14 protein-coding genes are annotated in these 13158 nt (G+C 45.2%); 8 read left to right on the top strand and 6 right to left on the bottom strand.

Annotation, left to right across the window (positions count from 1 at the left end):
• Together MKZ04_RS15590 and MKZ04_RS15595 are read right to left on the bottom strand one after the other, a co-directional pair.
• Positions 1-954: a sugar kinase gene (locus tag MKZ04_RS15590; RefSeq protein WP_026580292.1), complete on the bottom strand. Its 954-nt coding sequence runs from the start codon at positions 952-954 to the stop codon at positions 1-3.
• A gap of 18 nt (positions 955-972) precedes the next feature.
• The gene (locus MKZ04_RS15595) at positions 973-1731 is read right to left on the bottom strand and encodes an IclR family transcriptional regulator (RefSeq protein WP_023856966.1); all 759 of its coding nucleotides are present in this window, start codon (positions 1729-1731) and stop codon (positions 973-975) included.
• A gap of 229 nt (positions 1732-1960) precedes the next feature.
• Here MKZ04_RS15595 and MKZ04_RS15600 point away from each other — a divergent pair, with 229 nt between their 5' ends.
• Positions 1961-3310, top strand: a complete 1350-nt coding sequence (locus tag MKZ04_RS15600) for a M28 family peptidase (protein ID WP_341046288.1) — start codon at positions 1961-1963, stop codon at positions 3308-3310.
• Between the two features lie 33 nt (positions 3311-3343).
• Here the strand turns inward: MKZ04_RS15600 and MKZ04_RS15605 are convergent, their stop codons facing one another.
• The 3 genes from MKZ04_RS15605 to MKZ04_RS15615 all read right to left on the bottom strand — a co-directional run bounded on the left by MKZ04_RS15605 (position 3344) and on the right by MKZ04_RS15615 (position 7309).
• Positions 3344-4774 (bottom strand): IS1182 family transposase, encoded by a 1431-nt coding sequence (locus MKZ04_RS15605; RefSeq protein WP_079289155.1) that lies wholly within the window; start codon positions 4772-4774, stop codon positions 3344-3346.
• 987 nt (positions 4775-5761) lie between these two features.
• Entirely contained in the window at positions 5762-7123 is a 1362-nt protein-coding gene (locus MKZ04_RS15610) for an MFS transporter (RefSeq protein ID WP_195536781.1), read from the bottom strand.
• Positions 7124-7309, bottom strand: coding sequence for a hypothetical protein (locus MKZ04_RS15615; protein ID WP_023856963.1), 186 nt, complete (start codon positions 7307-7309; stop codon positions 7124-7126). It abuts the gene before it with no gap.
• A gap of 203 nt (positions 7310-7512) precedes the next feature.
• On the opposite strand from MKZ04_RS15615, the gene MKZ04_RS15620 reads away from it, so the two are divergent.
• On the top strand, positions 7513-7731 hold the full coding sequence (locus MKZ04_RS15620) for a hypothetical protein (RefSeq protein ID WP_075212880.1): 219 nt from the start codon (positions 7513-7515) through the stop codon (positions 7729-7731).
• Here MKZ04_RS15620 and MKZ04_RS15625 read toward each other — a convergent pair.
• Positions 7725-8363, bottom strand: a complete 639-nt coding sequence (locus tag MKZ04_RS15625; protein WP_031305127.1) for a GTP pyrophosphokinase — start codon at positions 8361-8363, stop codon at positions 7725-7727. The two genes, MKZ04_RS15620 and MKZ04_RS15625, sit on opposite strands and share 7 nt — an antisense overlap.
• Positions 8364-8576: 213 nt before the next feature.
• Here MKZ04_RS15625 and MKZ04_RS15630 point away from each other — a divergent pair, with 213 nt between their 5' ends.
• From MKZ04_RS15630 to dltD, 6 genes are all read left to right on the top strand, one after another.
• Entirely contained in the window at positions 8577-8660 is an 84-nt protein-coding gene (locus tag MKZ04_RS15630) for a YjcZ family sporulation protein (protein ID WP_016885663.1), read from the top strand.
• Between the two features lie 243 nt (positions 8661-8903).
• Positions 8904-9053, top strand: a complete 150-nt coding sequence (locus MKZ04_RS15635; RefSeq protein WP_023856959.1) for a teichoic acid D-Ala incorporation-associated protein DltX — start codon at positions 8904-8906, stop codon at positions 9051-9053.
• Between the two features lie 14 nt (positions 9054-9067).
• Positions 9068-10576 carry a D-alanine--poly(phosphoribitol) ligase subunit DltA gene (dltA, locus tag MKZ04_RS15640; RefSeq protein WP_023856958.1) on the top strand — a complete coding sequence of 503 codons (1509 nt, stop codon included), beginning with the start codon at positions 9068-9070 and terminating at the stop codon, positions 10574-10576.
• Positions 10573-11730 (top strand): D-alanyl-lipoteichoic acid biosynthesis protein DltB, encoded by a 1158-nt coding sequence (dltB, locus tag MKZ04_RS15645; protein WP_023856957.1) that lies wholly within the window; start codon positions 10573-10575, stop codon positions 11728-11730. Before dltA ends, dltB begins: the two co-directional genes overlap by 4 nt.
• A 15-nt stretch (positions 11731-11745) precedes the next feature.
• On the top strand, positions 11746-11982 hold the full coding sequence (gene dltC / locus MKZ04_RS15650; RefSeq protein ID WP_003186284.1) for a D-alanine--poly(phosphoribitol) ligase subunit 2: 237 nt from the start codon (positions 11746-11748) through the stop codon (positions 11980-11982).
• Positions 11982-13151: a D-alanyl-lipoteichoic acid biosynthesis protein DltD gene (gene dltD / locus MKZ04_RS15655; protein ID WP_025810589.1), complete on the top strand. Its 1170-nt coding sequence runs from the start codon at positions 11982-11984 to the stop codon at positions 13149-13151. The genes dltC and dltD overlap by 1 nt, the downstream gene beginning before the upstream one ends.
• Positions 13152-13158 lie beyond the last annotated feature (7 nt).

A 13158-nucleotide genomic window follows, 5' to 3' on the forward strand; every position in this document is an offset into this window, starting at 1 on the left:
TTATCGGCTGACATCTTCTTCATCAGATTGTTCCATAAACGCAAACAGTGAATCGCTGTCAGGCAGCCCTTCAATATCACCGTTTACCGCAGCTACCATGGCGCCGACGGCACAGCCGCGTTTGACAGCTTCAGAAAGCGGAATATGATCAATCAAACCCGATAATACACCGGCTGCAAAGCCGTCTCCGGCACCCACGGGGTCCGCTGCAGTCTGAATCTGATAGCCTTCCGCATAGCCGTTTTCATTCCCGCTGGAATAATAGGCGCCTTTTGCACCAAGCTTGACGATGGCGGTTTCAGCCCCGTGCCCGCGGATGGCTTCCGCTATTTTTTTCTCATCAGCGGTGCCGAACAAAAAACGCCCTTCGCTCAAGCCGGGAAGCACGATATCAGACTGTTTGATCAAATCAAACATCGTCTGCCGCGCCCGCTCTCCGTCCCAGAGCTTTTTTCGAAAATTCGGATCAAATACAACGCATTTATTGTGCTTTTTGGCGAGCTCCACTGCATAAAACACTGCATCTGAAGCGCTTTCACTTAAAGCCGGGGTAATTCCCGTAATGTATAAAAACCCCGCTTTCTCAATGTATGGCTCATCAATATCGCTTTTTTTCAAAAAACTCGCCGCTGAAAGCGTCCTGTAATAGAAGACATTGACTTTGGCCGCGCTTTTCCTTTCTTTAAAAAACAAACCGGTCGGCGCCGTGTCATCGAGCTTCACTTGGCTGACATCGACTCCTTCTCCTCTGACAGCAGAAAGAATCATCGCCCCGAACTCGTCTTTTCCAAGCCGGGTAATCCAGCCGGCTTTTTTCCCGAGCTTCGAAAGCCCGATCAGCGTGTTGGTTTCTGCGCCCGCTATTCTCACCTGATAGTTTCTTGCGTATCTGAGAGGGCCGTCTTCATTCGGAGTGAACAGCGCCATTGTCTCTCCTATGCTAATAACATCCATCAGAACTTTCCCCCTTTGCTAAAGCGGCTTTTTAAATCCGCCAATGCTTTCTGTAATTTTTCCGGCTGTGTGAAGCAGCTGCTCAACGATAAGCGCCTTTCTTGCGAGCATGCGCTCCTTTGGCCCGGCGGTGCTGATCGCCGCATTCATTACGCCATCCGGACCATAGACAGGAGCCGCCAGACAAAACAAACCTTCTTCATTTTCTTCATTGTCAACGGCATATCCCTGTTCCAAAAATGTCTGCAGCTGCTTTTCCAGCTCATCTCTGGCGGTGATGGTATGCCCGGTAAACCGGATAAATTCCATGCGGTCGAGCAGCCCTTCCCTTTTGTCCTCCGGCATGAATGCCAAAAATGCCTTGCCAAGCCCGGTGCAATATAGCGGCTTGCGCGAACCGGGCTGTGCGGTTGTTCTGATTGACCTGTTGTTATCGATTTTTGCGATGTAGACGAGCTGATCATCGGATAGAACGGCCATAAACACCGTCTCCTGAACGCCGTCCATCAGCTGTTTTAAAAACGGAACACCTTGCGACGAAATGTCGATCGACTCCATGGCAGCGGTTCCAACTTGGATCAGTTTTGCCCCCAGCCTGTAACGCTTGATAGCATCCTGCTGAAGGTATCCTTCATCCAAAAGTGTAGCGGCCAAATTGAATGTACTGCTCTGCGGCAGCGACAATTCTTTGCTGATCTCCTTTACGGTTAATCCATCCGGATGATTTGACAGCAATTCAAATATACGTACAACACGTACCGCGGATTTTACTGACATGACACCCTCCAACATTCACATATGTGATTCAAAATCAGGATCCTGATAATTCGGACGTATTCTAAACAGAAAGAATGCTCACGTCAACCATCCTATTAAACAAAAAAACTTTTTTATCAAACTTCAAATTACTGGTCTATCGAATCATTTATCAGATGCATGCAGGATTCACCCGCTCAGCTGCGAATATCTCTTCTCAGGAAAACAAGACCATCAAGGAGGTTTATGTATGAAGAGAAAAATGATGATGATCGGATTGGCGCTATCCGTAATAGCAGGCGGCGTGTTCGCCGATGGAACGGGAAATGCTGTTCAAGCGGCGCCTCAGGAAACAGCCATCGCAAAAGATGTCGAAAAATTCAGCAAAAAATTCAACGAAAATCGCGCCTATCAAACGATTCACCATTTAAGCGAAACAATCGGACCGCGTGTGACAGGCACGGCGGAAGAAAAAAAGAGCGCCGCTTTCATCGCCTCACAGATGAAAAAATCAAATCTGAAAGTGACCACACAAACCTTCAGCATACCTGATCGGCTGGAAGGAACGCTTACCGTTCAGGGAAATAACGTGCCTTCGCGGCCTGCCGCCGGTTCCGCCCCGACAGCAGCAGAAGGCCTGGCAGCTCCTCTCTATGATGCCGGCCTCGGCCTGCCCGGCGACTTCACCGAGGAAGCGAGAGGCAAAATCGCCGTCATTTTAAGAGGCGAGCTGACATTCTATGAAAAAGCAAAAAACGCTGCTGACGCAGGCGCAAGCGGAGTGATCATTTATAATAACGTCGACGGCCTCGTCCCTCTGACTCCGAATCTCAGCGGTAATAAAGTCGATGTTCCGGTAGTCGGCGTCAAAAAGGAAGACGGAGAAAAGCTGCTTTCTGAACAAGAAGCGATCTTGAAGCTGAAGGCTCATAAAAATCAAACATCGCAAAACGTGATCGGCGTCCGCAAAGCAAAAGGTGTCAAAAATCCGGACATCGTGTATGTGACTTCGCATTATGACAGCGTCCCTTATGCTCCCGGAGCCAATGACAATGCCTCCGGCACTTCAGTCGTCCTTGAACTAGCCCGGATCATGAAGACGGTTCCAGCCGACAAAGAAATTCGCTTTATTACATTCGGTGCCGAAGAAATCGGTCTCCTCGGATCGCGCCATTATGTCAGCACCTTGTCAGAGCGGGAAGTCAAACAGAGCGTTGCCAACTTTAACTTAGATATGGTGGCGACAAGCTGGGAAAATGCTTCACAGCTGTACATCAATACACCCGACGGTTCGGCAAACCTCGTCTGGGAGCTAAGTAAAGCCGCTTCTTTAAGCCTTGGGAAAGACGTATTATTTTTACATCAAGGCGGTTCATCCGACCATGTCCCATTCCATGAAGCCGGCATCGACTCGGCCAACTTCATTTGGAGAGAGCCGGGAACAGGTGCATTGGAGCCTTGGTACCACACTCCTTACGACACGATTGAACACATCAGCAAAGACAGGCTGAAAACAGCCGGTCAAATCTCGGGAACAGCCGTGTATAACCTGAGCAAAAAAGAAAACAGAAAACCGTCTTACAGCTCAGTCGCCCAATAATATTAAAAAGGAGCAGATCGAATTGATCTGCTCTCAGACCGTTGACAAAATAGGTCGGATTTTTATAATCCGACCTATTTTTGTCCAATTTATTCTGTTTTTTCGATGAGAATGCTGACGATCAGGCCCTTTCCAGGTCCAATTCGCCAGCTTTTTGAGATTCATGGCAGCGAAAACAAGCATCGCCTGCATGGACAATTTTTTCTTTCCCCGCAGGGTTGTCCAGCGCAGGCCATGCTTGTGTTTTAAATCCGCAAAAACTCGTTCGATCGTTTCTTTGCGTTTGGCGTAGATTCGCCTATTCTCATCCGTGTGGCGAAGATGGTCGGCTTCATCCAAATGATCCTGCCAGAGATGCCTGTGAATCATCTTTCGATGATTTCGACTTTCCGTACATTGCTTCAGAAAAGAACAGTGTTCACATCGGTTTGGATCTGATGCATAAATCCGATAGCCTTCACGGTTGGTTGTGCGATATGTCAGAACGTGATCGTCAGGGCAAATATAAGCATCGTAATATTCATCGTATACATATTCATGTTTTCTCATGAACCCTTTTTTAGTTTGTGGTCGAGTGTAAGGCATGACGGGACGGACATTTTGATCACTTAGAAACTTTGCGATAAACGGCGTTTTATATCCGGCATCAACTGCGACTGTATGAGGCTTAGCGACGTGCTCTTTCACCTGTTGAAACAGGGTCGTGAACACTTGGCTGTCATGAATATTGGCAGGCTCAACAACCGCCCCCAGCACAAATCCATTCCGGTCACAAGCTGTATGAAAACCATAAGCAAAAAGACGTTCCCGTTCACCTTTTACAAAATAACCGCTCTCAGGATCTGTCGTACTTTCTTTTATTTCCCGTTCTTCTGAGCATTGCCTGGGCTTTAAGGGCTTTTTGCCGTTGGCTTCGCGATCGGCATTAATTTCTCGATCTAATTGTTCCTGATAAGCTCTTGTTTCTTTTCTCACAATCTTCTTCACAAACTTTTTCTTATTCGCATTGGCTTTGACATGGGTTCCATCGATAAAGGCGACCGACGGGTCGACAAGACCGAGATCCATGGCCTGACGCAAGATTTTATAGAAGATTGTTTCAAATAGGTCCGTATCATGAAAACGGCGCTCATAGTTTTTACTGAAGGTTGAAAAATGAGGGATTTTTTCAGAAAATCCATATCCAATAAACCAGCGATAAGCGACATCGGTTTCGATCCGTTTAATGGTTTCGCGCATCGAGCGGTGGCCAAACACGTACTGAATCAGAACCATTTTGATCAATACAACGGGATCAATGCTTGGGCGCCCTTTTGAAGAATAAAGGGGAGCAACTTTTTCATAAATAAAAGAAAAGTCCATGGCTTCTTCTATTTTCCTGACCAGATGGTCTTCCGGGACAAGTTCACTTAAGGCAAAGACTTCAAGCTGTTCGCGCTGATCTTTAGAGTGCTTAGACAACATGGCAAAACCTCCAAAAACTAGATTTCACTCACATTTTAACAAAAAAAGCTTGTCGATCAAGCCACTTTTTGTGGCTTTGTCGACAAGCTGGGAGCAGATCGAATTGATCTGCTCTTTTTTTATACCGCTTCTTTTCATAGACCCGAAGCACCTATCCTTCCCACCGCTGCCGTGTCATCACCTTTCCCATGCATACCTAAAAATAATTCAACGATTCAAGAAAACGCCGTTGATTCTCCCAACATGTCCAATTTGTGCTGCTTACAAATTCACATGTCCCGGCCTAAAGATGGATGTAAGCATAGCCTTTTCCTATCATCAGCAGTTGCAAGGTTGAGCCTAAGGGCCTAATTTTGTAAAGCTTCCTTGACGTGAAGTTTATTTTATTTCAAGATGAGAACACAGGAGAAGCAGCCTTTTCGACACTACATTAGAAGCGAAGATGTTTAGGAAGTTGAATCATGAATTCGCATTTAAATCACTACACGCAATTAGCTTTTTCTTGTTGATTTTATGTCTCTATCTGGTTTTGCACATTGGCTAATGGAAAATTGGATCCTATTCCTTTTTCTTTATTTATCATGTTTTTCACATTGAGATATTTACACCCTCCATTTAAGCAAAATGACGAGCACCATAAACTAATAAAACAGAAAGCCATGTTTTATAATTATTTTATTTTGATGGGATGTTTATTGATTTTTCTGAGTGCGCAGACAGTTATCGCAATCCTTAGCGCTCTTATTATTGCAACAGTCAACGTTTATTATATTTTCGAAAATTGATCAGGAGATGATGGATTATGTTTCCCTTCTTTATTCAGCTATTTACTATCTTTATTGTCATTATGATCATCACAGCTGTGACCAAAAAGAAGAAACGTTAAGTTTTCAACTTATTATTAAGCAATGACCGTTTTGAATTTTTGCTCAGGCATTCGGATCTACGGAAAGCAAAAAAATGGAGCCGCATCTCGAGCTCCATTTTTCAATCCTTCATCAGCTTAATAAACCGGAAGCTCATCAAAACGCTGCCAATGGCAACCACAATCATGACCACCCCCAGATCCTGAAAATGACCCGCGGTTATTTCTTCTCCAAACAACAGACCCAGAATGACGGACGAAAAGATCGAGCCAAGATAGCGGCATGTTTGGAAGAGCCCCGAAGTGGTCCCGACGATGTCCGGCGGACTTGCCGAAAACATGGCAGCCTGCAGGGCGACATTGCCGAGTCCGTAGCTGACCCCCAGCAAAGAGAGGATAATGCCTTTCCACAACATCGGTGCATCGACAAAAAACAATGTAAGCAGGATGGCGCCGGCCGCCATTATGCAAGAACCAATGAAAACAGGCTGCGTTTCACCTGAACGGTCAATCCATCTCCCGACGAAAGGCGAAATCAATACGCTCGTCCCGGACATGAACAGCATCAAAAGACCGCTCGCTTGAACGGAAAGGTGCATTTCATCCTGAAAATAACTCGGAAGTCCAAAAAACAAACAGTAGTTAAAGATGTTCAGCATAATAAATTGAGCATAGACCGAAGTTAGCGTCCTGCGCGCGATCAACAGTCTGATATCAATAAACGGGCTGCTCACTCTCAGCTCCCACCAAACAAACATCAAAAGCAAGACAAGCCCGAACATCCCCTCGGCAAAACGGGGCTCGCCCGTGCTCAATGAGAGCAGGAATGCCAGCAGGAGAACGATTCCGCCCGCAAACAGAAGAATCCCGGTCAGATCAAGCCGCTTGATGACGGCGCGGACATTTAAGCCGGCTTTTTTCTCATCTTTCGGAAACATGTACATCCCCAGCAAAAAGCTGAACAAAATAAATGGAAAGTTCACAAGGAAAATGGCGGGCCATCCCCCGAGAACGATTAAAAATCCCCCCACAGTCGGTCCAAAAGCGGTCATAGCCGAAGAAAAAATGGACAGCACACTTAGTGCTGACGCCCGCTTTTCATGAATGTGGCTTCTGATCAGGCCCACTCCCGAAGGATAAATGGCGCCGCTCCCAATCGATTGAAACAAACGCATGATCAGCAAGACGGAAAAAGCCGGTGCGAGAGGAGCGCCGATTGCCGATACGGCAACGAGAACAAGCCCTGACAAAAACATCTTTTTCCGACCGATTAAATCGCCGATTTTTCCCGTGACAGGCTGCGCGACCGCACTGGCTAAATAAAAAGATGAAATCAGCCACGATACGGTTGCAAATGAAAGATGAAACTCATGCTGGATGCTGTGCAGCGCCAAAGAAATCATTGAAGAATTGAGCGGATTCAGCATCGTCCCTGATGCAACGGCTGTTAAAAACAGGGCGCGGTTCTTTTTCAATCCGGCCATTTACTTAGGGTAAAGCAGCCTTTCGCCAGCTCCGTCCGCTTTACCTTCCGCACCCGCATCACGGTCGAAAGCATTGCCGACGGTCCCGTATAAAGCAGCATCAAGCCGTTGCGACTCCCGGTTCATCATCGCTGCCGCTCCGTTTTGCAAACCGCATTCCGCAAGTTTTTCAATATCCGATTTCATTTTTAGACCTCCTCGTGCTCTTATCATTTTCTTGTTTTCTTTTTTCGATTCATGACAGTCATAACCTTTGATACAAAGGAGCGTTCTTCCTCTTTTCTTTTAGTTTAGTGAAAAGTTCACAAAAGAAGAGCGCGAAGGCATCGCCGGGCCATGATTTCCAAAACAAAAAGCGGAAAGAAGTCGAGCGTCTTGCCGGAGATCAGGTGAAAGTGTGGATGAAGAGCGCGCTCGGCAAACTGCAGGGTGAATACCGGACGGACGTCTTGAAATTCTGGAATCGAAAAGCGGAAGGGAAATGGGATGAGATTTTCACCGAATCCGATATTACATATGAGGTTGATATTCAAGGATTGACAACTTCGGGTCAAGCGGCAGAAAAAAATAGCAGCCGGGCTAAAAAATGCCCGGCTGCTTTTTATTGATCCGCTTTTGTTCGAATATGAAGCATCTTTTCATCCAGATAGTTCGCGATGTCAGCCGCTTCTTTCAGCTCATCCGTGAGCTGGTTCGGCACTTCATTGTTCAATTTGTAGTAGATTTTATGTTCGAGGCTCGCCCAAAAATCCATCGCGATCGTCCTGATTTGAATCTCCACCTTGGCGTGCTCGACGCGGTTGGTCAAGTAAACAGGCACTTCTACAATCAGATGGAGGCTCCTGTATCCGTTCGGCTTCGGATTTTTAATGTAGTCTTTCATGTTTAAAATCTTGATGTCTTCGTGTTCCTTCAGCACTTCAACCATATTGTAAATATCGGATAAAAACGAGCAGACGATTCTGAGACCTGCGATATCATTGATGTGCTCCTTAGCGGCCTTTGTGGTAATATCGCAGCCCTTCCGCACAAGCTTGTTGATCAGGCTTTCAAAGCTTTTTACCCTTGATTTCGTATGCTCAATCGGGTTATGGCCATGGATTAAATTATATTCCTGGCTGATAATCGAAAATTTCGTATCCATTTGATCCAAGGCAAATTTATAGACAAGGAGTTCGTTCTTCCAGTCCTCCATCAGGTTTCTTAAATCTTCTATCTGGGCTTCAGGCAGTCCTATCATCTTATCTATCGCCATATCCATTATATTTTTCTCCTTATGACATCATATCGTTTTTTCAGTTAGTAGACGGGCACATCCACGGTAAAGTTTCGACTTAAATCGCAAGATCAAAAAGTGGTCTGGTTGATCATTTTCCACTTTTATAAATTTATTTCCCTTTCAAAAGTCATAAAACATTCATATTCTGTATTACCACTTTTCGGAGGTGAGAATATGTCATACTCTAATAGCTTCGCTTTGATCGTTGTATTATTTATTTTGCTGATCATTGTGGGTTCCGCTTTTGTAAAGTATTAATTCCTTCACGCACTTCCGACAAACTGCAGGTTCATATCGAAAAGCGCTCCGCTTTTCATATGAGCCTGTTTTTTTGTGATTTAAAAAGAAGTTATTTCCACAATAACAAAAAATGTTTATAATAGGATAGGCTCTGAGCTGACAACGCTCAGAAATAAAACTCTCCCACAAATGAAACTTTTATACAACATTTTCGTCTTATACTGTTGTTAAGGCAATTCAATAACGGAAAGGAAAAGATCAATGTTAAATAAGCTAAAAATGTTGTATGAAAAAACAACAATGAAGTGGCTGCTCAACACTTCCTATTACTTTCTTATTCTCGTACTGCTGTTTTTAATTTACGGATTCCACACAGCAAATACAGGTTCATATATTTATAATGACTTTTAATGGAGAAAAAAACAATGAAACTGATAGAAACTATTAAAAAATACGCGCAAACACAACCCGATACCCTTGCTTTTGTGAATGAAGAAGAAAAGCTGACATACGGAGAGCTTTGGTCACAATCTGAGCGCCTTGCCGCGCGGATTCAAAGCGAAGCATTAACAGAGGCTTCTCCGATCATTGTCTACGGACATATGAAACCGGTCATGGCGGTTTCTTTCCTGGCTTGCGTGAAAGCCGGCCATCCGTACATTCCAGTTGACGTATCGATTCCGGCAGACCGGATTCTGAAAATCATCAACAGCTCAAAAGCCGAGCTTATACTCAATAACTCAGGCACTTCGGTTGACACGGGAGATGCCCTCATTTCCGTTGTGGAACCGGGCGTTCTTGAAGGAGACGGGGTGCCGGAGACAGATCCCGGACGCTGGGTTCACGGTGAAGATACCTTTTACATTATCTACACATCCGGAAGCACGGGAAATCCAAAAGGCGTGCAAATCTCAGCCGCCAATCTTCAGAGCTTCACAGATTGGATCACGAATGACTTTCCGGTGGAAAGCGGCCAAGTGTTCTTAAATCAAGCCCCGTTTTCCTTTGATTTATCGGTGATGGACCTTTATCCGTGCCTGCAGTCCGGAGGCACATTATGGACGGTTACGAAAGATATGATTAACCGGCCGAAACTGTTGTTTGAAGCGCTGAAACAATCCAACGTCAACGTCTGGACATCAACGCCTTCATTCGCACAAATGTGCTTGATGGATCCGTCTTATTCTGAAGAGCTGCTTCCTGAACTGAGCTTGTTTATGTTCTGCGGAGAAACGCTTCCCGCGTCAGTCGCCAGACAACTTAAAGAGAGATTTCCGAAGGCTCGTGTTTTTAACACATACGGCCCGACCGAAGCGACTGTTGCCGTCACTTCCATCGAAGTAACAGACGACGTATTAAACAAGTATTCTTCTCTTCCCGTCGGTTCTGAAAAGCCGGAAACCGAGATCGTGATCATCGATGAAGACGGAAAAGCCGTCCAAGAAGGGGAAAAAGGCGAGATCATTATTACCGGAGCCAGCGTCAGCAAAGGCTATTTAGGCGAAAAAGCGCTGACGGAAAAAGCGTTTTTCTCTTACAACGGCGCCCCTGCTTATCGCACCGGTGACGCAGGGTACAAAGAAAACGGCCAGCTGTTCTTCCTCGGAAGACTCGATTTCCAAATCAAACTGCATGGCTACCGGATTGAGCTTGAAGAGATCGAATACCAAATCAATCAGTCCCGATACGTGCAGTCGGCGGTCGTTATTCCATACTACCGCGAGGAGAAAATCGAGTATCTGATCGCCATGATCGTGCCTGCCGAACACGATTTCGAAAAGGAATACCAGTTAACCAGCGCGATTAAGAAAGATTTGGGCAGCAAGCTGCCTGCATATATGATTCCGAGAAAATTCATGTATCAAAAAGAGATTCCGATGACAGCAAACGGTAAAATTGACCGCAAGAGATTAAAAGAAGAGGTAACCGTATGACACCCTATGGTTCATTTCTTTTCTTCATCATATTAGGAATTTTACTGGCGCCGACCATCATTCTCGGACTGAACGGAAAAAGCTTCCGCTTATATAACATGGCGGTTTCCGTTCTGGTTTTGGCGCTTATTTTTTCAAACAGCCTGCACGGGCTGATCATGCTGTGCCTGTTTACGCTTTGGCAGATGGTTCTGATCAAAGGCTATATCGCTTACCGTCTCAAAGCGAACAGCGGCATCGTATTTTGTCTCGCTGCAGCAGCTTCTATCCTGCCTCTGGCACTGTCAAAGCTGCTGCCGTTTTTCGCCGTTGACAACTGGGCAACATTTCTCGGTATCTCGTATTTAACTTTTAAAGGGGTTCAGCTCATCATTGAAACCCGCGACGGTCTCATTAAAAAGCAGCTCCCAATCAGCAGACTGCTTTACTTTATTCTCTTTTTCCCGACCATCTCGTCAGGTCCGATCGACAGGTACCGCCGTTTTGAAAAAGACGATCAGACGGTATGGACGAAGGAGCAATACGAAGAACTGCTTTACAAAGGAATCAATAAAATCTTTCTCGGCTTTTTATATAAATTCATTATCGGCTATTGTATTAATACGTATGTCATTATGAAACTGCCGTTTTTGACTTCCGGCAGCATCTCGCATGGCTTGGCATACATGTATGCGTACAGCCTTTATCTGTTTTTTGATTTTGCCGGCTACACTGCTTTTGCGGTCGGCGTCAGCTATATCATGGGAATCAAATCCCCTGAAAACTTTAATAAGCCGTTCATCAGCCGCAATATTAAAGATTTCTGGAACCGCTGGCATATGTCGCTTTCATTCTGGTTCAGAGACTACGTGTTCATGCGCTTTGTCCTTTGGATGACGAAGAAAAAATGGATCACAAACCGGATGGCTGTTTCCAATATCGGATATGTGCTGCTGTTCCTTCTGATGGGTGTCTGGCACGGCCTTGCCCCTCAGTACATCGTCTACGGGCTGTATCACGCGCTGCTCATGGTCGGCTTTAACTTCTTTGAAAAATGGAATAAGAAATACAAGTGGTGGCCGAACAATAAGTGGACGACAGCCGTCTCAGTCGTGGTGACCTTCCACTTCGTATGTTTTGGATTTTTAATTTTCTCAGGGAAACTAATACACTAAAAGGAGATTTTCATAATGGATTTTAATCAAGAAGTACTTTCAGTTTTAGCAGAGGTATGTCAGGACGATATCGTAAAGGAAAATCCGGATATTGATATTTTCGAAGAGGGAATCCTCGATTCCTTCGGCACGGTGGAATTGCTGCTTGCATTCGAAAGCCACTTTAACATCACAGTGCCGATTACAGAGTTTGACCGGGATGCATGGAACACGCCAAATCAAATCATAAAGCAGCTGAATGAGTTGAGATAATGAAAAAGCGTTTTTTATTCGGGCCAATCATCTTGGCATTTTTACTTTTTTTCACCGCGATCTTGATTCCAAATGCATGGCTGGCAAAACTGGTTCCTAAAGATCGTGTCGAAACTTCAGCTACAGAAATAAACCCGATGATGTTCCAGGGTATGTATCTTCAAGGCAAAGCGCTTGAAGATCCGAAATATCTGCCGATTTACGGATCATCGGAATTGTCCCGGTTAGATGCCTTTCATCCGTCTAACTATTTTAAAGTAAACAACCAAGGGTTCACGCCTTACCTGGTCGGGAAAGGCGGTTCACAGTCCTTGATTCATGCAATCAACTTTGCGGCGCAGTCTGGTCAATTAAAGGGCAAGAAAATCGTTTTCATTATTTCTCCGCAGTGGTTTCAAAAAGACGGCTCGGACGAATCCCACTTTGCGCCGAACTTCTCGGCTTTGCAGGCATACGATCTTGTGTTCAATCAAAATGTCGATCCCGAGCTGAAGAAAAAAATCATCAAACGCATGCTTAAATTTCATGCAGTTACAAACGACGCTCTGCTTTCAGCCCTTTTTAAAGCCGAGCTCGATCAGGACAAAGTGGCGCTGTCCCTTCTGACGCCGCCGGCAAAAGCTTACCGGAGCATTCTGGAGAAAAAGGACATCTACTATTCCATGGTTGAAGGAAACGGACCGAAGCGGACCATTTCCCAGGATGTAAAAAACAAATCGTGGGATGAATTAAAGCAGATGGCCGAAAAGGTCGGCGCCAAAGAATCCCGCAACAATGAGTTTAAAATTTCAAACGGCGTTTATAAGAAATTGAAGCCGAAGCTGAAAAAGCTTAAAGGCCACAATAAAAAGATGAACTATGCCGAGTCAGTCGAGTTCCACGATTTTCATCTCATGATGGATGTTCTGAAAGAATCCGGCGCAGAACCGCTGTTCATCTCGGTTCCGGTCCACGGCAAGTTTTACGACTATACCGGCTTCCCTAAAAAAGGCCGGACAGATTTCTATAAAAAGATTAAAAAAGAAATCGAACAAGAAGGCTTTCAAGTTGCTGATTTAACGAATCATGAATATGATCCATACTTCTTGAAAGATACGCTCCACCTTGGCTGGAAAGGCTGGGTTTACGTCGATCAGGAGATCGAATCCTTTTATAAAAAGTCATCATAAAAAAGGA

The sequence above is a fragment of the Bacillus sp. FSL W7-1354 genome (genome assembly GCF_038002405.1).
Classification (GTDB): domain Bacteria; phylum Bacillota; class Bacilli; order Bacillales; family Bacillaceae; genus Bacillus; species Bacillus paralicheniformis.

Coding starts and splice junctions, on each gene's coding strand:
- MKZ04_RS15590 (WP_026580292.1), bottom strand. CDS start 954: ATGGATGTTATTAGCATAGGAGAGACAATGGCGCTGTTCACTCCGAAT.
- MKZ04_RS15595 (WP_023856966.1), bottom strand. CDS start 1,731: ATGTCAGTAAAATCCGCGGTACGTGTTGTACGTATATTTGAATTGCTG.
- MKZ04_RS15600 (WP_341046288.1), top strand. CDS start 1,961: ATGAAGAGAAAAATGATGATGATCGGATTGGCGCTATCCGTAATAGCA.
- MKZ04_RS15605 (WP_079289155.1), bottom strand. CDS start 4,774: ATGTTGTCTAAGCACTCTAAAGATCAGCGCGAACAGCTTGAAGTCTTT.
- MKZ04_RS15610 (WP_195536781.1), bottom strand. CDS start 7,123: ATGGCCGGATTGAAAAAGAACCGCGCCCTGTTTTTAACAGCCGTTGCA.
- MKZ04_RS15615 (WP_023856963.1), bottom strand. CDS start 7,309: ATGAAATCGGATATTGAAAAACTTGCGGAATGCGGTTTGCAAAACGGA.
- MKZ04_RS15625 (WP_031305127.1), bottom strand. CDS start 8,363: ATGATAGGACTGCCTGAAGCCCAGATAGAAGATTTAAGAAACCTGATG.
- MKZ04_RS15630 (WP_016885663.1), top strand. CDS start 8,577: ATGTCATACTCTAATAGCTTCGCTTTGATCGTTGTATTATTTATTTTG.
- MKZ04_RS15635 (WP_023856959.1), top strand. CDS start 8,904: ATGTTAAATAAGCTAAAAATGTTGTATGAAAAAACAACAATGAAGTGG.
- dltA (WP_023856958.1), top strand. CDS start 9,068: ATGAAACTGATAGAAACTATTAAAAAATACGCGCAAACACAACCCGAT.
- dltB (WP_023856957.1), top strand. CDS start 10,573: ATGACACCCTATGGTTCATTTCTTTTCTTCATCATATTAGGAATTTTA.
- dltC (WP_003186284.1), top strand. CDS start 11,746: ATGGATTTTAATCAAGAAGTACTTTCAGTTTTAGCAGAGGTATGTCAG.
- dltD (WP_025810589.1), top strand. CDS start 11,982: ATGAAAAAGCGTTTTTTATTCGGGCCAATCATCTTGGCATTTTTACTT.